Raw genomic sequence first — 18,088 nt, 5'->3', positions numbered from 1 at the left:
GCCGGAAACGCAGAATGTTCGATATCGATTTGCCGCCAGTGGATGACATTCCTGTCGGAAAAGTTCCAGGCAAGGTTCTTGAAAAACGGCGCGGCCCAATGGCAACTGCTATTTCTGAAAACGCGGACGCCTTGCGGGACCAGCAATCCACAGAAGAAACCATCCGGGCCGAAAATGATCGTCTTGCGCATGAGTTGGTTCGTTTGCGAGCCGAGGGGTTAGTGACGGAGCACGTTGCTTTAGCAGAGGTCGTCACCGAGAAATTGACGCGGGACCGCAAACCGGGACCGGATCCGGAACTGGACGAGCTGAAAGATTCGATCCGCGAAGTTGGTTTGTCAAACCCGATCCGCCTTGAACGTCGATCAGATGGGTTGTTTGAGCTGATCCAAGGAATGCGCCGATTGTCGGCATACCGGGCATTGTTCGAGGAAACCGGTGAAGAGAGATATGCCCGTATACCGGCAGGTATCTCGGAAGCCAGTGATCTCGACAGCAGTTATCGCCGTATGGTTGACGAAAACCTAATCCGTAAGGATATCTCATTTGCTGAAATGGGTGCTCTCGCGAGGGCATATTCCGAAGATCCTGAAAATGACTGTCCCGACGTAGACAAGGCGGTATCCACACTTTTTAAATCTGCCAGTTATACAAAACGGAGTTACATCCGGTCGTTCGCCAGCCTGTTGATGATGCTGGACAAGGTCCTGATGCATCCGAATGACATTCCGCGAAACGTGGGTGTGGAACTAAAGCGCAAGCTTGATGCAACACCGGGGTTGGTGCGCCAGGTGAGCGACGCAGTGATGAGCGAACCGGATCGGGATGGCGCGCGGGAAGTATCTATTCTCAGGTCTTTTCTTGAAAGTAAAGAAATCTACACGCCAAAGGTTGCTGCAGTTGAAAACACCGGCAAGCCGCGGCGTGCCAAGACGACATTTCAGGTTTCGGGAAGGGCAGGGATCGCCAAATGCTCCGCATCAAGTGGGCGAATTGAACTAAGATACGATCTTGATTTTACACGTGTAGACCGCAGCAAATTGGAAGAGGCAATTGCAAATTTGATTGACGCGCTTCCTGAGGAGGATGATCTTACCCACGGGTAAGGTTCAAGATTGCGGGTTCGCTGAAGGGTGCCGGAAGAGTCCGGCGCCCTTTTTTCCTAGTCTATTTTCTAAGAGTTAGTCGGACTTTTTCGGCTGAGAAGCCACGACCTCGATCCAATGAACGAGGGCCTGAGTTTCGAGGCCCTTGAAAACCATGTACTGCGCTTCTCCTTCTGTTGTGGTTTTGATTTCCTGCAGGGATAGTCAGAGGCCACAGATCAGTTGAACTCTTTCAACGAAGAACCCGCGCGCATCATCCGATGATCCCGGCCATTACAACGAGACTCGCGACAGCTGGCCAGCAAAGGCTCCGGACGCGGGGGAGGCGGCCGGGAGGTCTGGGGCAAGGACTACATGGCTCGCATCCCGCATCGTATTTGCGAGGGGAACAGATACCTTTGATAAGGGATACTTATCAGGTATAATTGGGATTTGATAGTACGACAAATGTAACGATCAAAAATAACAAATAATGCGTGTAAGGCGGGAAGTGGGTTGCAACGGAGCCAAAAACTAAGAGTCACGATCTGAGTTGATTTTTCGAATTTTCGGCTTTGCTGCGGCCATATCGAAACTACAAATTGAATTTGTGCGTTAAGGAGTGTTTTCGGCTATTTCAGAAACAAAATGTTAGAGCCGCTGAAACCAAAGCAATTTGACACGACGAGATGGCAATGCTGGAAATACGACAAGCCGTGAGGGCTGATGCGACCGAGATGAGCCGAATCCTTATCGATATTCTCAACAGGTGGCACAGCTCCAGGCCCGGTTCGGCGGAACACGTCCGTAGCTTCTACATAGACCATCCTGATATCACTAAGTGCTCTGTTGCATCTGATGAACAGAGCGGGGTGGTTGGATTTCAGTCACTGAAAATTACGCGATCTGGCAATCGCTATAAGGTGCCCGCCGGGTGGGGGGTCATCGGAACATACGTCAGTAGCACCGCATTGCGTCGAGGCGTTGGGTCTGCGCTGTTCCGCAGCACCCTTAACGCCGCTGCGGATGCCGGCATCCATTCGATAGACGCAATGATTGGCGCGCAGCATGCGGATGCACTTGGCTACTATGAAGCGATGGGTTTTCGAACCTATCGCAGTATCGAGGGCGCGGTGGGCATGCGGTTTGATTTACCGTAGGTAGGTTGTGGTCCTGGGCGCTGCCCATTTCGCCAATTTGCGAAACTGGCTTCTAAACTGCCGGTCCGGTGTGATCTCCTCGTTCAGTGAAAAACTTCGCAACAAAGCCCATTGCCAATCCTCATGTCACAGCAGGTTTCTTTCACTTATGTCTCTATCAAGTTCAGCGTGAGTTGTGCACGGTCGTCATCGAACGTGAACGGTGCTTTAACACTGCCGCATCGCCAGGTGGCAGTGTTGCTGACTGCAAACGCTGCAAAATCTCATCCGGCATCGGTGCGGCATGGGGGCTTGGTTTTTGCTTGACGTGAAGCTCCATGAACTCGCCGACTGCTGTCAGATCACCGTCGTTCAGCATCTGCAAATGCAAATGGAAGCGCTTTTCATCACAATTCAGAATTCGCGTTTCAATTCGAAGATGGTCAGCTACTTTGACTTCCCGCAGATAATACTTGTGGTCCTCAAGCAGATAGATCGTACACCCGGTGCGCGCGCGATACTCAGCATCGAATCCGACCTCATCCTGCATCGCATCAACGGCGTAGCTGAACACCAGACCGTAATAGGCGTCTTGCATATGGCCGTTATAGTCGATCCACTCAGGCTTCACCATGGTTTCAAAGGTGAACATCATTCCCAGTGTACCTAAAGATCATAAAAGCGCGCAGCGGTTTCGCTGAACACCGCTGAATGCGCCTCAGTGGGAACCAAATCACGGTATGCCTGCGCCAGGGTGGCGTAACTTCCATAGAGTTTGTCGACCGGGAAATTTGAGCCAAACATGACCTTCTCAGGTCCAAATTGTTCAAGGCATTCATCAATGATCGGTCGAATGCTATCAAGGGTCCAGTGGTGATCGAACATTCCCAATCCGGAGAGTTTGCACGAGACATTGGGCAGATTGGACAGCGCCCGCAAATTTTGAGCCCATTCCTTCAGGCCCGAAGGGCTGCGGTCATGTGGCGATCCGGCATGGCAAAGGGCGATACGAATATCCGGTACCAGTTTCAGGACGCGGGCGGTCTTTTCCATCAGCTGGGGAATGAGTTGCAGATCAAAACTGAGATTGCGTTTTTCGGCTTCTCTTAGACCTCTTAGAAAACCGGGATCATCGAGTAACGTATTGGTGCCCGTCTGTGCATCCTCTCCCGGAGCGCGTCCAACGATTTGCCTGACACCTCGCACGGTTGGCAGGGTCTGAAAATTATCAAGTTGGGCAGGCAAGCCCGACGTAGTCAAATCGCAAAAGACAACCTGCGCGATCGGCCAGCTCGGGTTTGCATCGGCGATAGACTGAATCCACCTGGCCTCGTCCAAAGCGTTTTCCGCCCCAACCTGGATATGAACCGAAGCTCGAACGCCGCAAGGCACAGCCTCTGACTGGAATTCACGTAACAAGTAGTCCCGCTGAATGGGTGTTGGGTCGCCGAAGAACCGTTCTACCCCACGCGCCATAAGCCAAGGATACTGTACGGCGTTCAGATCCCATAGGTGGTGATGTGCGTCGATCCAACCAGTCATGTTCGCGGCACCTCTGCCATTCGGGCCAGAATATCGATACCTTGTTGCTTCCAAAAGTGCAGGAGGTCGATAAAGATCCAGTTTTCGGCCAGTTTGCCCCCAGAACGCCGGTAGATATCGATCACCCTGAACTCACCTGTTTTTTCGGTGGCGGGCATGCCCATGAATCCGCCTGTGGGACGCGCGGTGAAGTTCGGCCACCCAAAGAAACCACCATAGTGACCTTCGGCCATGCGGCAGATATGTTTGGTTTTTGAACGGTCGGTAAACGAGGCCCGGAACGGCCCCGCATGTTGTTTTGCATAGCGCTCGATTGTGTAAGTCGCCCCTATGCCAGAGGGCCCCCACCAGATCATATCTTCACACCAGGTCCGGCGCAGCTCGTCCTCAAGGCTCAGGCCGCTGTCCCAACGGCCAAGATCTGCGATCATCGCGTTGATCGCGGCCAAGGTACGGTCACCCTCTTCAGCGGGTTGTGTGTCAAACATCAGGCCATCATGGGTCATCGGTCCGGGTTGCACCAGCTGCGCGGCCGTCTGGGGCGGGAAGGGCTGCAGACCGGCCTGCATCATGAGGTGCGGGATGTCGAAATACATCGCGGTCTCGGTAATTTTGCCGTTCTCGACCCTGCTGAACTCACAATATCGCAGAAAGGCCATCTTGCCTGTTGGGGCGATGCCCAGCCATGCATTGTCGAATAGGCCCATGAGATGTCCCATCGAAACAACCCAGACCGAGTTGAACCCGTCGATCTCGTTCTTTCCGGCCATGAATACGTCCATGCGGCGCTGCATCTTCGACAGGCTGCTTCTCAACGGAAGCCAAAATTCTTTCGCAACTTCTGTGGCGCCACGAAGTTCGTCAAACGGATGGAAGCCGCGCCACAGAAAGTCCTCGGCACAATAGTTTAAGATCGTATCAGGGATGGCTGATTCTTCTGTTTTGCACAGCGCATCATAATAATCCAGGACAACGCTTTTCTCAGATTCATAAGACATGTTGTTTACTTTCAGTGCTTTAACAGAAGGAAAGCAGCAGCCGCCGCCATTTTTGCATTCGCTTGCAAAAAATACTTGCCATACAGGCTGACGGATGTCTATGCTTTTGCAATCGTATGCACGGTTTGTGCGGCAGGGAGGACAGAATGGCCGAAATTCAACTTAGCAACGTTGGAAAACGTTGGGGATCGTTTGTTGGGGTCAACAATTTCGATCTGACCATCGCTGACAAGGAATTTCTGGTACTTCTCGGCCCATCAGGCTGCGGGAAGACGACAACCATGCGCATGATTGCCGGTCTGGAAGATGCGTCCGAAGGTGACATCCTGATCGACGGGCAACGCGTGAACGACATGGAGCCTAAGGACCGGGACGTAGCGATGGTTTTCCAGTCCTATGCGCTCTATCCGAATATGAATGTCTATGAGAACATCCGATTTCCGCTGAAGGTTCGCGGCATCGATCCCTCGACTCACGACGAGAAAGTGCGCCGTGCCTCGGCCATGGTTGAACTGGATGACTTCCTGCACCGCAAACCGGCGGAATTGTCTGGCGGTCAGCGTCAGAGGGTTGCCTTGGCCCGTGCCATTGTGCGCGAACCGAACGTGTTCCTGATGGATGAGCCTTTGTCGAACCTTGATGCCAAGCTGCGTGTTTCGACGCGCGCGCAGATCAAAAACCTCAGCCACGAGCTTGCGGTCACCACTATCTACGTGACCCATGACCAGATCGAGGCGATGACCCTGGCAGATCGCGTGGTGATCATGAAACAGGGTGTGGTTCAGCAGGTTGGCTCTCCGACCGATATTTATGACGAACCTGCAAATACATTTGTGGCCAGCTTTATTGGCAACCCAGCGATGAACCTTGTCGATGGCGAAGTTCAGGGTGGTGTGTTCCGCGCCCAAAGCACAGAGGTGCACGGGCTGAACGTACAGGACGGTCCCTTCACGCTGGGATTTCGCGCCGAGGACGCGAATGTTGTGGAAAGCGGTGGCGAGATCAACGCACCGATCTACACGCAAGAGCTGTTGGGCGACAGCACCATGGTCTCGGTTCGGATCGGTGGTGCACTGGTCTCGGTCAAAGCCGACAAGACCTATAGGGCCGAAATCGACGATCAGGTTTCGATCCATATCCATACAGATCACTGCCACTTGTTTGATGCACAAACCGGGGCGCGCCTGAACGGCTAAAGAGTGAAATTCAAACCCGTATAAACGGGTCTAACCCGGGTGCAGGCTTCGAAGATGCACCCATCCACCTAGGGAGGAATACCCATGTTTCTGAAGAAAGTAGCATTGGCCGGGTCGATGGCCGCCTTTGCCGCAAGTGCAGGCTATGCCTGTGAAATTGGCGGCCGGGTCAATATCGTTGGCAACGAATTTGCGGCCATTCAGGCCGTCGCGGCTGGCGCGAAGGAATGCACTGGGGCCTCGGTCGAATCCAACCTGACATCCGAGCACCAGACCATCAACGTAGCTGGTCTTTCTGGCAATCCGTCGGAATACACAAGTGCCATCATCGCCAACAGCTCGCTTGTGGCGCTGATGAACGAAGACGTTATTCGCCCGCTCAATGATCTGGTGGAACAGCATGGCCAGGACCTGCAACCGGGGCAGCTGATCAAGATTGGCGACAACATCATGGCGATCGCTTTCATGGCGAACGCACAGCACCTGATGTACCGCAAGGACATCCTTGAGCAAGCCGGTGTGGAAGCCCCGACCACCTATGAGGAACTGCTCGAGGTGGCCAAAGCTATTCGCGAGCAGGGCATTATGCAAAACCCCGTTGGTGGCGCATATCAGGCAGGTTGGAACCTGGCCCAGGAATTCAACAACATGTTCCTTGGCTATGGTGGCACCCACTTCAAACCCGGCACCGCTGAACCCAACATCAACACCGAGGCCGGTGTCAACGCTCTCAACATGATGAAGGCCTTGTCGGAATACATGAACCCCGACTTCCTGACCCATGACTCCAATGCCACCAATGCCGAATACCGTGCAGGAAACGTTGCAATCATGAATATGTGGGGGTCGCGCGCATCGCAGCAGACCACGACCGAAGGCGTGCTGCAGGAGGTGATCGACGGTCACGCCATCGCAGCACCAATGACCGTTGGTGGCGGCTCTATTCCGGCCACTACTTTGTGGTGGGACGGCTGGACTGTCGGCAAGAATATTTCGGATGAAGAAGCAGAGGCTACTTTCATCGCTATGAAAAATGGTATCCGCCCGGACATGCTGAACGACGAAACCACGCCACTGGCCGTCTGGCTGATCGAAGGCTACGAACCCTCTGAGGATGCGCAAGGTGTGTTTGCCGCAGCCAAGATGGGCACTCCTCCTTATCCGATGTTGCCCTACATGGGTCTAATGCATAGCGCACTCGGCAACGAATTGGCTGATTTCATGCAAGGCAAGGAGAGTGCTGAACAAGCACTGGCCGATGTCGAGGCAGCATATCGTGCCGCCGCCATTGAACAAGGCTTCCTTAAATAAGATGCCATTGTGCGGTTGGGCTTTGCCGCCGACCGCACACTCACTTCATGCGGGGACTTCGCTATGCGCCACAAGACATTCCTCTGGTTTTTCCTGCCCACTGGTCTGGCGATGTTGCTATTCATCGCAATGCCAATCGTGTCTGTGGTGACCCAATCGATATTTGCACCGCACCCGGCTGTATTGATAGAAGTGGAGAGCTGCACGCCCCTCGTCGGATGTACAACCGAAACTACCGTCGATCAGGAAGCGACGGCCACACTGCGTGCCGAGAATCCAATGGGCCGCTTCGTGGGATTGGGCATCTACTTTGACCGGGGTCATCTGGCGGTTCAGGAAATTGGTCAAATCTGGGCATCAAATGAGTCCTGGGGCGGCTTTTTTTCTGAGCTTGGTAATCTGCCCTTCTACCGGGCGATGGCTTTCACGCTGACCTTCACATTTATTGTCACGCCGCTCACGATCCTATTGGGACTGGTGATTGCTCTGGCTGTCAATTCCCTGCATCGACACCTCAAGGGGTTGATGATTTTCTTCTCGCTCTTGCCCATGATCGTGACGCCGCTGATCGGCTCGCTCATCCTGTTCTGGATGATCGACAGTCGCGGTGTCATCGGCAATGCCCTCGTAAACCTGGCTGGAGATCCTGATTTCAGCCTCAAGGCTTCAACCGGGCTGATGTGGGTGGCCTTGATGGTCTATGGTGTCTGGAGCTCGGCACCTTTTGCATTTGTCGTGTTCTACGCCGGATTGCAAACTCTGCCGAAAGACCAGATTGAAGCCGCTCAGATTGATGGGGCTACCCGCTGGCAACAGGTTAAGTTCGTAGTTGTTCCTCATCTGATGCCACTTGTTACATTTGTTGCTCTGATCCAGTTGATGGACAATTTCAAAGTGTTCGAACCAATCATCGGGTTCAGCGCGGGGGCACACGCGCAATCGCTCAGTACGTTCATCTTCAACGACCTCGGTGGGGAAACCCGGCAGCTATCTTCAGCGGCTGCAACCTCTGTGATCACGATAATCGGGATCGCCATTCTTCTGTCGCCCGTGCTTGTCCGCACATGGCGCGACTTCAAAGGAGCAAGATAACATGGCCAGCCGCGCACAAAGAATGCCCACAAGCCTTCGGATCGCCTCATCCCTGTTCGTGCTCCTTTGGTTTATCCTGGCCGCTTTTCCATTCCTGTGGACAGTGTGGGGGTCGTTCAAGGTCGAGCTTGATTTCTTTTCGATTGCTGACTGGACCAACGCCCTGACCGGTGCCCGAACCGAGGCGGTCTATGGCTCACCATTCACCACCACTGGCTATGAAGGCGCGTGGATCCAAGAAGAGTTCTGGCGCAATGTTCTGAACACCGGCATCGTTTGTTTCTTTGTGGTCACCATCTCACTGACCATCGGAACGCTAGGTGGTTATGCCCTGTCACGGTCGACATATAACTACACCTTTTGGCTGTTGATCACGGCGCTGATCTTCCGCGCAATGCCGCCGATCACCTTGGTCTCCGGTTATCTGCTGCCGTTCTTTGAATGGAATATCTGGGGTATCCTTCCAACCACGATCATCGTGCTTGTCGCAATCAATCAGCCGTTCACTTTGTGGATGTTGCATTCATTCTTCAAGAACATCCCCAGCGAGTTGGACGAAAGCGCAAAGGTCGACGGGTGCAACCAGTTCCAGGCTTTCCGCCGTGTGATCATTCCGGTGATGTGGCCGGGTGTAATCACAACAGGGCTGTTCTCGTTCCTTCTGGCCTATAACGATTTTGCTGTCGGGGCGATGCTGTTGTCAGAAAGCAACCGCACCATGGTGCCCGCCATTGCCGCGTTCCTCGGTACAACGCAAACCGAGGGCAACGTGATGTTCGCCGTTGCAGCCGTGGTTTCGGCCACAGTTCCACTGTTCATTCTGGTGATGTTCTTCCAGCGGCAGATTGTGGGCGGCCTGACCGCCGGAGCTGTGAAAGGCTGACACGAATGGGACGTACGCATCCTCAGTCCGTATCTGCCCATGCGCACGCAGCCAGCCTGAGCTTGGCTGCGTGCCGGACCCGGCGGCCGGGACGAATTCCATTTGCTTTGATGCGCGCGAGACCTCGTGCTCGCACAGCATCAAAGCAAATTGGAATCCGTTTGATAAGGACAGAGCCATGAACACCCGCGCAAACCGTCCTGCCATGGGTATCGCCACCGAAACCACGTTTGATAACAAGCGGCTCTACCGCCAGTTTCTAAACAGCTTCAACCAGGATTGCGGCTCCGCTACAGAACAAGCCGCAGCGGCGATCTTCGCCTCGGACGCCAAGGCCGAAGCCAGCCACCCGATCAATGCCGCCCGCAGCGGTGATGGTTACATGCGCGACATCATCGCGCCCATTGCAGAGGCCTTTGAAGGCTGCACCCGCCATGATTACGTCGTGACCGGTGGTGAATACCTTGGCACCGAATGGGTCACCTCGACCGGCTATTTCCACGGCCACTTCACTCGGCCCCTCTGCGGCATCCCGCCCAGCGGCAAGCTGGCTTTTCTGCGCTACGGTGAATTCCACCGGATGGAAGGTGGAAAGTTTGTCGAAACTTACGTCTTCCTCGGCTTTGCAGAGCTGATCATCGCGCTCGGCCTCTGGCCGCTGGAGTTGCAGGGCTATGAGGGCACCGTTCCCGGTCCCGCAACCCATGACGGCAATGTCATCGGCCCCTCGGACCAGGAACAATCGCGCTTCACCGCCGATCTGGTCGAAGACATGCTGAAACAGCTGGCCACCAAGGATCAGAACTGGCGCCCCTACTGGGACGAGCGCATGGTCTGGTACGGCCCTGGCGGGCTGGGATCCTATGCCACAGTTGATGCCTTTGCGGAATTCCAATCCCCCTTCGAAGACACTTTCGATGGCTGGGGCGACGGCCAGCGCGAAGGCATCACCGGTGTCGGATCCAACTGCAAGGCGGGTGATGGCAGTTATGCCTTCCTGTGTGGCTGGCCGCAGATCACCGGCGTGCATGTGAAACCCTTCCTGGGGCTGGAGCCTACTGGCAAACGCGTCTTCATGCGCGACTGCGACTGGTGGCGCTGTGCAGACGGGAAGATCATCGAGAATTGGTGCATGCTCGATATCCCGCATGTGCTAATGCAGCTGGGTTACGACCTTTTTGCCGAAATCGCTGTGCAAGCCGCATGAGCTGTTCAGCCAGACATAACGCCGTTGCGCGCCACCCGGCGCTCAACCGGATGCCAAGGGATTTTCTGACGGCCGACTAGCTGTCCCCACCCACACAGATACCCCTTTGGCAACCACAAAAGGAAGAGACACATGAAGGGCTCCCGCCCAGAACAGGCCGTGCTGACACGCGACACGGACATGAGCAAAACAGAAGACACGCGCCGCGTGATCGAGACGATGGTGGATGGTCTGAACGACCATCGCATTGATGATATCGGAGAATTTTTCGCCCAGGGATTCCGCTGGATGGGCAATCAAGGTTGCGGCACCAAGACCGGCTTGCAGGAATTTCAGGAAAATTGGCAGCGCCCGTTCCAGGCCGCATTTTCGGACAAGACCTGCATCGACGAGGCCCGGCTTTACATGGGCGAATGGGCTGCGGCCTTTGGCCGGCAGGAGGCAACCCATTCCGGCGAATTCCTTGGCATTGCTCCAACCGGAAAGCGCGTCGAAATCCGCTATATGGATTTCTGGAAAGTCGTTGACGGCAAGATCGTAGACAATTGGGTGAATGTCGATTTCGCCCATGTTGCTGCTCAGCTTGGCGTTGACCTGTTCGACGGACAGGGCTGGGAAACATACGACCGGGGGGAACAGATTCCGCCCCGGCCCGAAAACTGAGGATTAGGACAATGGCAATTGAATATCTTAAACGCGGCAAACCAGAGGCTGACCGGGCTGAAGACGATGCCCAGACCCGCGCTGTTGTCGAAGCGACGCTCAAGGACATCGAGACCCGAGGGGATGCAGCTGTGCGCGAATTGTCGGAGAAGTTCGACAATTACTCGCCGCCAAGTTTCCGCCTGAGCCAGAAACAGATCGACGACCTGATCGCCTCGCTGTCCGACCGCGAACTGGCCGACATCAAATTCGCCCAGAAGCAGGTGATGAATTTTGCCCAGGCGCAGCGGGATTCGATGCTGGATATCGAGATTGAAACCCTGCCCGGTGTGATCCTGGGGCATAAGAACATCCCGGTGCAATCGGTTGGCTGTTACGTGCCGGGTGGCAAATTTCCGATGGTGGCCTCGGCGCATATGTCGGTGGCAACCGCCACGGTGGCCGGTGTGCCGCGCATCATCGCCTGCACCCCACCTTTCAACGGCGAACCCAACGCGGCGGTGATCGCGGCCATGCATCTGGGCGGCGCCCATGAGATCTATGTCATGGGTGGCATCCAGGCGATTGGCGCCATGGCCATTGGCACCGAGACCATCGACCCGGTTCACATGCTGGTGGGGCCAGGCAACGCCTTTGTGGCCGAAGCAAAGCGGCAATTGTTCGGTCGCGTCGGTATCGACCTCTTCGCCGGACCAACCGAGACAATGGTGATCGCGGATGAAACCGCAGCCGATGCCGAGCTTTGCGCCACCGACCTGCTGGGTCAGGCCGAGCATGGCTATAACAGCCCCTGTGTGCTGCTGACCAACTCGCTTAAACTGGCCGAAGAAACGCAGGCCGAGATCGACCGTATCCTTGACATCCTGCCCACTGCCGGCACCGCCAAGGTCAGCTGGGAAGTATATGGCGAGGTCATCGTCTGCGACAGCTATGACGAGATGTTGCAGGTCGCCGATGAGATTGCCTCGGAACATGTTCAGGTTATGACCGACCGGGATGACTGGTTCCTGGACAACATGACCTGCTATGGCGCGCTGTTCCTCGGTCCCCGTACCAACGTGGCCAATGGCGACAAGGTGATTGGCACAAACCACACGCTGCCAACCAAGAAAGCCGGTCGCTACACCGGTGGTCTCTGGGTCGGCAAGTTCATGAAAACCCACAGCTATCAGAAGGTCGTCACCGATGAGGCCGCGACGATGATCGGCGAATACGGCTCGCGCCTTTGTATGCTGGAGGGCTTTGTTGGCCATGCTGAGCAATGCAATATCCGCGTCCGGCGATACGGGGGCAACAACGTGCCCTATGGCGAGGGTGCGCCCTATCGCGAGACAGAGGAACTGTCCTCGTAGCAGGGCAGGGCCAACCACCAAGACACTGTCGCCCGGGTTCGTCCGGGCGACCCAGAGAAAGAAAGACCTTGTCGGAGCTATGCGAGAATTCGCAATGGATGCACATTCTGCCCACAAAGCCCTGATCGCACCCCTACGCGCGGCGATGTATGATTTTGACGCGGCCTCAGTGCGCGCCGCGTTGCGGGCAGTGATTGCCCCTGACGCTGTCATCCACATGGCGCATCCGTTTGGTGATCTGAGCGGGCCGCAACAGCTATATGACACCTGCTACGCGCCACTCCTTAAGGCGATGCCTGATCTCGAGCGCCGGGACTGGATCGTTATGGGTGGCCGAACCGAACATGGCGACGATTGGGTCGGGTGCGGAGGACATTACTATGGGACCTTTGTTTCGCCGTGGCTGGGTATACCACCGACCGGCCATCTGACCCACATGCGGTTTCACGAATTTTATCGGATTGCCGATGGTCAGGTGGTTGAGGTTCAGGCGATCTGGGACATTCCCGAAATCATGATGCAGGCCAAGGCCTGGCCGATGGCCCCGTCTTTGGGGCTGGAATTTTGTGTGCCCGGACCAGCAACCCAGGACGGCATCGTGCCGGGTCCGTGGGACGGGGCGCGCTCAAAAGCATCGTGCGATCACATCCTCAATATGCTTGAGTACCTCACAAAACACCCCAGCCAGGGAGGACCCGAAGTGATGGAGATGCACCGCTTTTGGCATCCTCGCATGAACTGGTACGGCCCTTCCGGGATAGGCACCGGGCGCGGCATCGCGGGCTTTCGCAACTGGCACCAGATCCCGTTCCTGAACGGCATGCCCGACCGCGGCAAGAACGTCGAAAATATCACCTATCACTTCTTTGGCGACGCCGAATATGCCGCCGTCACCGGATGGCCGAACATGATCCAGACCGTGACCAATGACGGCTGGATGGGGATTGCACCCTCGGGCAAGAAGATCACCATGCGCAGCCTTGATTTCTGGCGGCTCGAAGATGGGTTGATCCGTGAAAACTGGGTCATGGTCGATCTGCTGGACGCCTACCGACAACTGGGCGTAGATGTCTTCGCCCGCCTGCGCGAGTTCAACAAGGCGCGTGTTTCGGGCACAATTCCGTTCCCGATCGGCGAGGTCTGATATGCCCCAATTCCCCAGCACCCCCAGCTTTGACCTGAGCGGCAAGCACGCGCTCGTTGCCGGAGCGTCGTCCGGCATCGGCATGGCCTGCGCTGTGGCACTGGCGGAACATGGTGCTGAGGTCACTTTGGCGGCGCGCCGCGCTGGCGCGCTGCAAGACATCGCACAGGATATGTCGGCACAAGGGTGGTCTGCCAATGTCCTGGAACTGGATGTTTCGGATGTGGGGGCAACCACTGAAGCCGTGGCGCAGAACGGGCCGTTCGATATTCTGCTGAACTCGGCCGGACTTGCCCGTCACAGTAAGGCGGTGGACACACGGCCAGATGACTTCGATGCAGTGATGGGCGTCAATGTCAAAGGCGCCTATTTCCTGACCCAAGCCGTTGCCAAGGGCCTGCTTGACGCTGGTCGTCCCGGTTCGCTGATTAACATCTCCAGTCAGATGGGCCATGTCGGCGGTCGTGAGCGCGCGCTTTATTGCGCGTCGAAATTCGCGGTTGAAGGGTTCTCTAAGGCGATGGCACTGGAATTTGGAACTGCGAAGATCCGAGTCAACACCATCTGCCCCACCTTCATCCTGACGGATCTGACAAAGTCAACTTTTGAAGACCCGGACAAACGAGCCTGGATTCTGGACAAGATAAAACTGGGTCGCCCGGGAGAGATTGAAGACATAATGGGGGCCGTCGTTTATCTGGCCTCGGATGCGTCGGCATTGGTGACGGGCAGCGCGCTGATGATTGATGGAGGTTGGACCGCGGATTAATGGCGACACAAAAAGTTACATCCTTGGAAGTCGCCCGCCTCGCAGGGGTCAGCCAATCTGCAGTCAGTCGGGTTTTTACCCCTGGCGCATCGGCTTCCCCTAAGACCGTTGAAAAAGTTCGCAATGCGGCTGAGGCATTGGGATACCGTCCCAACGTGCTGGCCCGCGCGATGGTATCAGGCAAAAGCCGAATTATCGGCTTGGTTGTGGCCTATCTTGAAAACCAGTTCTACCCAGAAGCGCTTGAGAAACTGTCGAATGAGTTGCAGCAGCGCGGCTATCACGTCTTGATTTTTATGGCCGAGCAGACCGCTGGAAATATCGATACGGTGGTTGAAGAAATCCTAGATTATCAAGTTGATGGAATTATCGCGGCTTCGGTCGCCATGTCCTCGAACCTTTCCGAACGTTGCCGCAATGCGGGAGTCCCCATGGTGTTGTTCAACCGAAGCCAGGACGATCCTAACATGTCCGCCGTGACGTCAAACAATTATGCGGGCGGGCGCAAGATCGCAGAGTTTCTGTTAGCCGCCGGCCATCGCAAGATCGGGCATATCGCGGGATGGGAAGGTGCCTCAACTCAACGAGACCGTGAAGCAGGTTTCATTTCTGCATTGGCCGAGGCAGGCGTTGCTCTGCATTTGCGTGCCCGAGGTGAATTCACCATGGAAAAGGCCGCCGAAGCCACCCGCACCATGTTTGCGTCCGATCCACCCGAAGCTGTATTCGTTGCCAACGACCACATGGCCATCGCCGTTATGGACACGCTGCGGTTCGAATTGGGTCTAAAAGTGCCCGAAGACGTATCGGTTGTTGGCTTTGATGACGTGCCTGCCGCCGGATGGCCCGCCTATAACCTTACCACAGTGCGCCAACCGGCCAATCGCATGGTGGCCAATACGGTCGAAGTCCTACTCGACCAGATCGAAAACAATAGCAACGAGCCACGCCGTATAGCTATTGACGGACCGCTTATTGTTCGCGGCTCGGCCCGCATACCTGAAGGATGGAAGACATGAAGGGATTTGATCCCAAATTCAAAGATTTCCCCGATTACATCATTGGGATCACCAAAGAGATTTGGGAGGATCGCGGCATTGCCACTTTGCACCACTATTATGCGCCGGATATCGTGGTACGTTCGCCCGGTTCAGTTGTGGTTGGCAATCAGGGGGTTATCGCCGCCACGATGGCGACCCTTGCCGAGTTTCCGGATCGTACATTGCTTGGCGAAGATGTGATCTGGTCGGGCACTCCCGAAGAGGGCATGCTCTCGTCGCACCGCCTACTATCCACGGCTACGCATTTGGGCGACGGCGTTTATGGCAAAGCGACCGGCAAAAAGCTGGTTTATCGCATCCTGGCCGACTGCCACGCAATCAATAACCAGATCAACGACGAATGGTTGATCCGCGACCAGAGTGCGATTGTCCAGCAGATGGGCTGGGATCCCAAGGAATATACCCGTGACCTGATCGCGCGCGAGGGTGGACCTGACGCCAGCGTTCAGCCCTACACGCCTGCGAACGATCAGCCTGGTCCATATAAAGGTCGTGGTAATGACAATGAATGGGGCCAGAAATACGCTGATATCCTGGACCGGATCATGAATGCCGATATGGGCGTGATCGAGGCTGAATATGACCGCGCTGTTTTGTCGGAATATCCCGGCGGCACCACCGGCCATAGCTGGGGGCCGGTGGATCGGTTCTGGATGGGCCTGCGCGCTTCTTTCCCCAATGCAGAATTCAAGATCCACCACCAGATTGGCCGCGACGATCCGATGATGCCACCTCGCGCCGCGATCCGCTGGACGCTACACGGCAAGCACGACGGCTGGGGTGTCTTCGGTCTGCCGACCGGGGCCGAGGTTTTTGTGCTGGGCATCAGCCAGGCCGAGTTCGGACCCTGGGGACTGCGCAAGGAATACACCCTGTTTGACGAAACCTCGATCTGGAAACAGATTCTGCTGAAAGCCGGCGATCTCTAGAATGCTGCACCGTATCTCAAATCTGGATGCAGGGCGGGCGTTGCGGCGGTACCACGCCCATCGCGCCAGTCTTCGCGCCCGGCGGCTGAACAACCGCCCGCCGGGTTTTGGGGTTGCGAACGCGAAACCCCAAACAGAAGGAAGACAGACATGAGTACAATCCAAAGCCGCATCGTCCGCTATGGCGAGTTGCAACCCTGCAAGACCGCGTTCATTGACGCGCATACACCGGGCTCGGACCAGAAAGAGAACTTTACCATCATCGGCGGTGGCGTCAGCGAAAGCCCCGATCAGCACGTCCACATCGCCGACAAGATCGGGTTCAATATCGGCGCGGCGGGGCAACCGCCGAAATGCCGCAACTCGCTGCACAGCCACACCACCGCCGAGGTGTTCTTTGTCGCCAAAGGCCGTTGGCGCTTCTTCTGGGGTCGTTACGGTACGGCGGGTGAGTTCATTGCCGAAGAAGGCGATATCTTCAACATTCCAACCGGCATCTTCCGCGGGTTTGAGAACGTGGGCCAGGACTACGGCATGATCATGTCGATCCTTGGCGGTGACGACGCTGGCGGCGGTGTGACATGGGCCCCGCAGGTCATTGAGGACGCGCAGGCGCATGGTCTGATGCTGGGCAATAACGGCGTCCTGTACGACAGCAAGAAGGGCGAGGAACTGCCGCACAATGTGCAGCCCATGCCGTTGCTGACCGAGCATGAGCTGAGAGCCTATCCCGAGGTTCCCGTTGATGCGGTGATCGGTAAATATGTCGCCCGCTACTGGGACCTGATGGCGCTGGCGGCAGACAAGCCGGCAACTGTGATCGGTGAAAATGGCATGATCAAGGACAAGCCCGGTTTCAAGATCGATTTCCTGACACGTGGTTCGGCCGTGGCCGAACAGGTCATGGCGGAAAAACCCGTGGTTCTGATGCCGGCCAGCGGCCATTGGCGCATCACGATCAATGAGGTCGAGACCACCCTTTCCAACGGCGATACCGCACTGGTTATGCCGCATGAAGCCTATAGCGTTGAACCATCGATGACCGGTTTCGCCGGACTCTATAGGATCACAGCCACTGATGACCCGGCAGGAGCAACCTGGACAGGATGAACGCGGACCCCAAAGATACCCATGCTGTCTATGAACGGCAGGCCACAGAGTATGACAAGCGCCGTTCAAAGGCTCTGTTCGAAGCGCGTTGGCTGGCGCGCTTCACCGCGTGCCTCAAGCCCGGCGAGCATGTATTGGATCTGGGGTGCGGCACTGGCGACCCCATAGCGCGCTGGTTCATGGCCGAAGGCTTTGACGTGACGGGTGTCGATTTTTCAAAGGCGATGTTGGCCATCGCCCGGGATCGCTGGCCTGATGGTGACTGGCGGCATGCCGATATGCGGGAATTCGATTTGGGCCACACCTTCGATGGCATCATTGCCTGGAACAGTTTTTTCCATCTCACTGCCGAAGAGCAAAGTGGATGTATCGCGCGCATGGCTCGACATTTGCGATCTGGCGGAATGCTGATGCTGACAGTCGGACCACGTGCTGGCGAAATTAGCGGCACAGTGGGGACAGAACCGGTCTATCATGCTTCGCTTTCACCTGCGGAATATGCCCTGTGCTTGGAAGAAAACGGGCTGCGAATGACCGGCTTTCTGGCCGAAGACCCCGAGACAAATAGCCATACAGTCTTGATGGCGCGCAAAACCTGAGGAGATAC

At 56.0% G+C, this 18,088-nt stretch carries 19 protein-coding genes; 15 read left to right on the top strand and 4 right to left on the bottom strand.

Going from position 1 to position 18,088, the window contains the following annotated elements; all coding sequences use genetic code 11:
* Positions 1–14: 14 nt before the first annotated feature.
* Both Q0816_RS06885 and Q0816_RS06880 read left to right on the top strand, forming a co-directional pair.
* A complete protein-coding gene (locus tag Q0816_RS06885) occupies positions 15–1,106 on the top strand; it encodes a ParB/RepB/Spo0J family partition protein (RefSeq protein WP_367180471.1) in 1,092 nt (363 codons plus the stop codon).
* 674 nt (positions 1,107–1,780) lie between these two features.
* Entirely contained in the window at positions 1,781–2,245 is a 465-nt protein-coding gene (locus Q0816_RS06880) for a GNAT family N-acetyltransferase (RefSeq protein ID WP_298848961.1), read from the top strand.
* A gap of 163 nt (positions 2,246–2,408) precedes the next feature.
* On the opposite strand, the gene Q0816_RS06875 is transcribed toward Q0816_RS06880, so the two are convergent.
* From Q0816_RS06875 to Q0816_RS06865, 3 genes are read right to left on the bottom strand one after another with little or no spacing between them, the layout of a single operon-like run.
* Positions 2,409–2,879, bottom strand: a complete 471-nt coding sequence (locus Q0816_RS06875) for a thioesterase family protein (protein WP_298848960.1) — start codon at positions 2,877–2,879, stop codon at positions 2,409–2,411.
* Between the two features lie 11 nt (positions 2,880–2,890).
* Positions 2,891–3,766 (bottom strand): amidohydrolase, encoded by an 876-nt coding sequence (locus tag Q0816_RS06870; RefSeq protein WP_298848959.1) that lies wholly within the window; start codon positions 3,764–3,766, stop codon positions 2,891–2,893.
* Positions 3,763–4,764 carry an ester cyclase gene (locus tag Q0816_RS06865; protein WP_298848957.1) on the bottom strand — a complete coding sequence of 334 codons (1,002 nt, stop codon included), beginning with the start codon at positions 4,762–4,764 and terminating at the stop codon, positions 3,763–3,765. Before Q0816_RS06865 ends, Q0816_RS06870 begins: the two co-directional genes overlap by 4 nt.
* 146 nt (positions 4,765–4,910) lie before the next feature.
* Here Q0816_RS06865 and Q0816_RS06860 point away from each other — a divergent pair, with 146 nt between their 5' ends.
* The 11 genes from Q0816_RS06860 to Q0816_RS06810 all read left to right on the top strand — a co-directional run bounded on the left by Q0816_RS06860 (position 4,911) and on the right by Q0816_RS06810 (position 16,371).
* Positions 4,911–5,960, top strand: a complete 1,050-nt coding sequence (locus Q0816_RS06860) for an ABC transporter ATP-binding protein (RefSeq protein ID WP_298848956.1) — start codon at positions 4,911–4,913, stop codon at positions 5,958–5,960.
* An 84-nt stretch (positions 5,961–6,044) separates the two neighbouring features.
* Positions 6,045–7,271 carry an extracellular solute-binding protein gene (locus Q0816_RS06855; protein ID WP_298848954.1) on the top strand — a complete coding sequence of 409 codons (1,227 nt, stop codon included), beginning with the start codon at positions 6,045–6,047 and terminating at the stop codon, positions 7,269–7,271.
* A 63-nt stretch (positions 7,272–7,334) separates the two neighbouring features.
* A complete protein-coding gene (locus tag Q0816_RS06850) occupies positions 7,335–8,363 on the top strand; it encodes a carbohydrate ABC transporter permease (protein WP_298848952.1) in 1,029 nt (342 codons plus the stop codon).
* A 1-nt stretch (position 8,364) separates the two neighbouring features.
* Positions 8,365–9,246, top strand: coding sequence for a carbohydrate ABC transporter permease (locus Q0816_RS06845; protein ID WP_074738993.1), 882 nt, complete (start codon positions 8,365–8,367; stop codon positions 9,244–9,246).
* Positions 9,247–9,424: 178 nt separating this feature from the next.
* Positions 9,425–10,453, top strand: coding sequence for an ester cyclase (locus Q0816_RS06840; RefSeq protein WP_298848946.1), 1,029 nt, complete (start codon positions 9,425–9,427; stop codon positions 10,451–10,453).
* Positions 10,454–10,585: 132 nt separating this feature from the next.
* Entirely contained in the window at positions 10,586–11,116 is a 531-nt protein-coding gene (locus tag Q0816_RS06835; protein WP_298848943.1) for an ester cyclase, read from the top strand.
* A gap of 11 nt (positions 11,117–11,127) precedes the next feature.
* On the top strand, positions 11,128–12,468 hold the full coding sequence (gene hisD, locus Q0816_RS06830) for a histidinol dehydrogenase (protein WP_298848941.1): 1,341 nt from the start codon (positions 11,128–11,130) through the stop codon (positions 12,466–12,468).
* A 94-nt stretch (positions 12,469–12,562) separates the two neighbouring features.
* The gene (locus Q0816_RS06825; protein ID WP_298848939.1) at positions 12,563–13,612 is read left to right on the top strand and encodes an ester cyclase; all 1,050 of its coding nucleotides are present in this window, start codon (positions 12,563–12,565) and stop codon (positions 13,610–13,612) included.
* Between the two features lies 1 nt (position 13,613).
* Positions 13,614–14,381: an SDR family oxidoreductase gene (locus Q0816_RS06820; RefSeq protein WP_298848937.1), complete on the top strand. Its 768-nt coding sequence runs from the start codon at positions 13,614–13,616 to the stop codon at positions 14,379–14,381.
* Positions 14,381–15,400: a LacI family DNA-binding transcriptional regulator gene (locus Q0816_RS06815; protein WP_298848936.1), complete on the top strand. Its 1,020-nt coding sequence runs from the start codon at positions 14,381–14,383 to the stop codon at positions 15,398–15,400. The genes Q0816_RS06820 and Q0816_RS06815 overlap by 1 nt, the downstream gene beginning before the upstream one ends.
* Complete coding sequence (locus Q0816_RS06810; protein WP_298848934.1) at positions 15,397–16,371, top strand: ester cyclase; 975 nt, start codon at positions 15,397–15,399, stop codon at positions 16,369–16,371. Before Q0816_RS06815 ends, Q0816_RS06810 begins: the two co-directional genes overlap by 4 nt.
* On the opposite strand, the gene Q0816_RS06805 is transcribed toward Q0816_RS06810, so the two are convergent.
* Positions 16,368–16,523, bottom strand: a complete 156-nt coding sequence (locus Q0816_RS06805) for a hypothetical protein (protein ID WP_298848931.1) — start codon at positions 16,521–16,523, stop codon at positions 16,368–16,370. The genes Q0816_RS06810 and Q0816_RS06805 overlap by 4 nt on opposite strands.
* Here Q0816_RS06805 and Q0816_RS06800 point away from each other — a divergent pair.
* Together Q0816_RS06800 and Q0816_RS06795 are read left to right on the top strand one after the other, a co-directional pair.
* Entirely contained in the window at positions 16,522–17,481 is a 960-nt protein-coding gene (locus tag Q0816_RS06800) for a cupin (RefSeq protein WP_298848929.1), read from the top strand. The genes Q0816_RS06805 and Q0816_RS06800 overlap by 2 nt on opposite strands.
* Positions 17,478–18,080 (top strand): trans-aconitate 2-methyltransferase, encoded by a 603-nt coding sequence (locus tag Q0816_RS06795; RefSeq protein WP_298848927.1) that lies wholly within the window; start codon positions 17,478–17,480, stop codon positions 18,078–18,080. Before Q0816_RS06800 ends, Q0816_RS06795 begins: the two co-directional genes overlap by 4 nt.
* Positions 18,081–18,088 lie beyond the last annotated feature (8 nt).

The organism is uncultured Ruegeria sp. (assembly GCF_947497005.1).
Taxonomy (GTDB): domain Bacteria; phylum Pseudomonadota; class Alphaproteobacteria; order Rhodobacterales; family Rhodobacteraceae; genus Ruegeria.
Note: the sequence above shows the minus strand (reverse complement) of the source record. Positions and strands in the feature narration are given on the sequence as shown.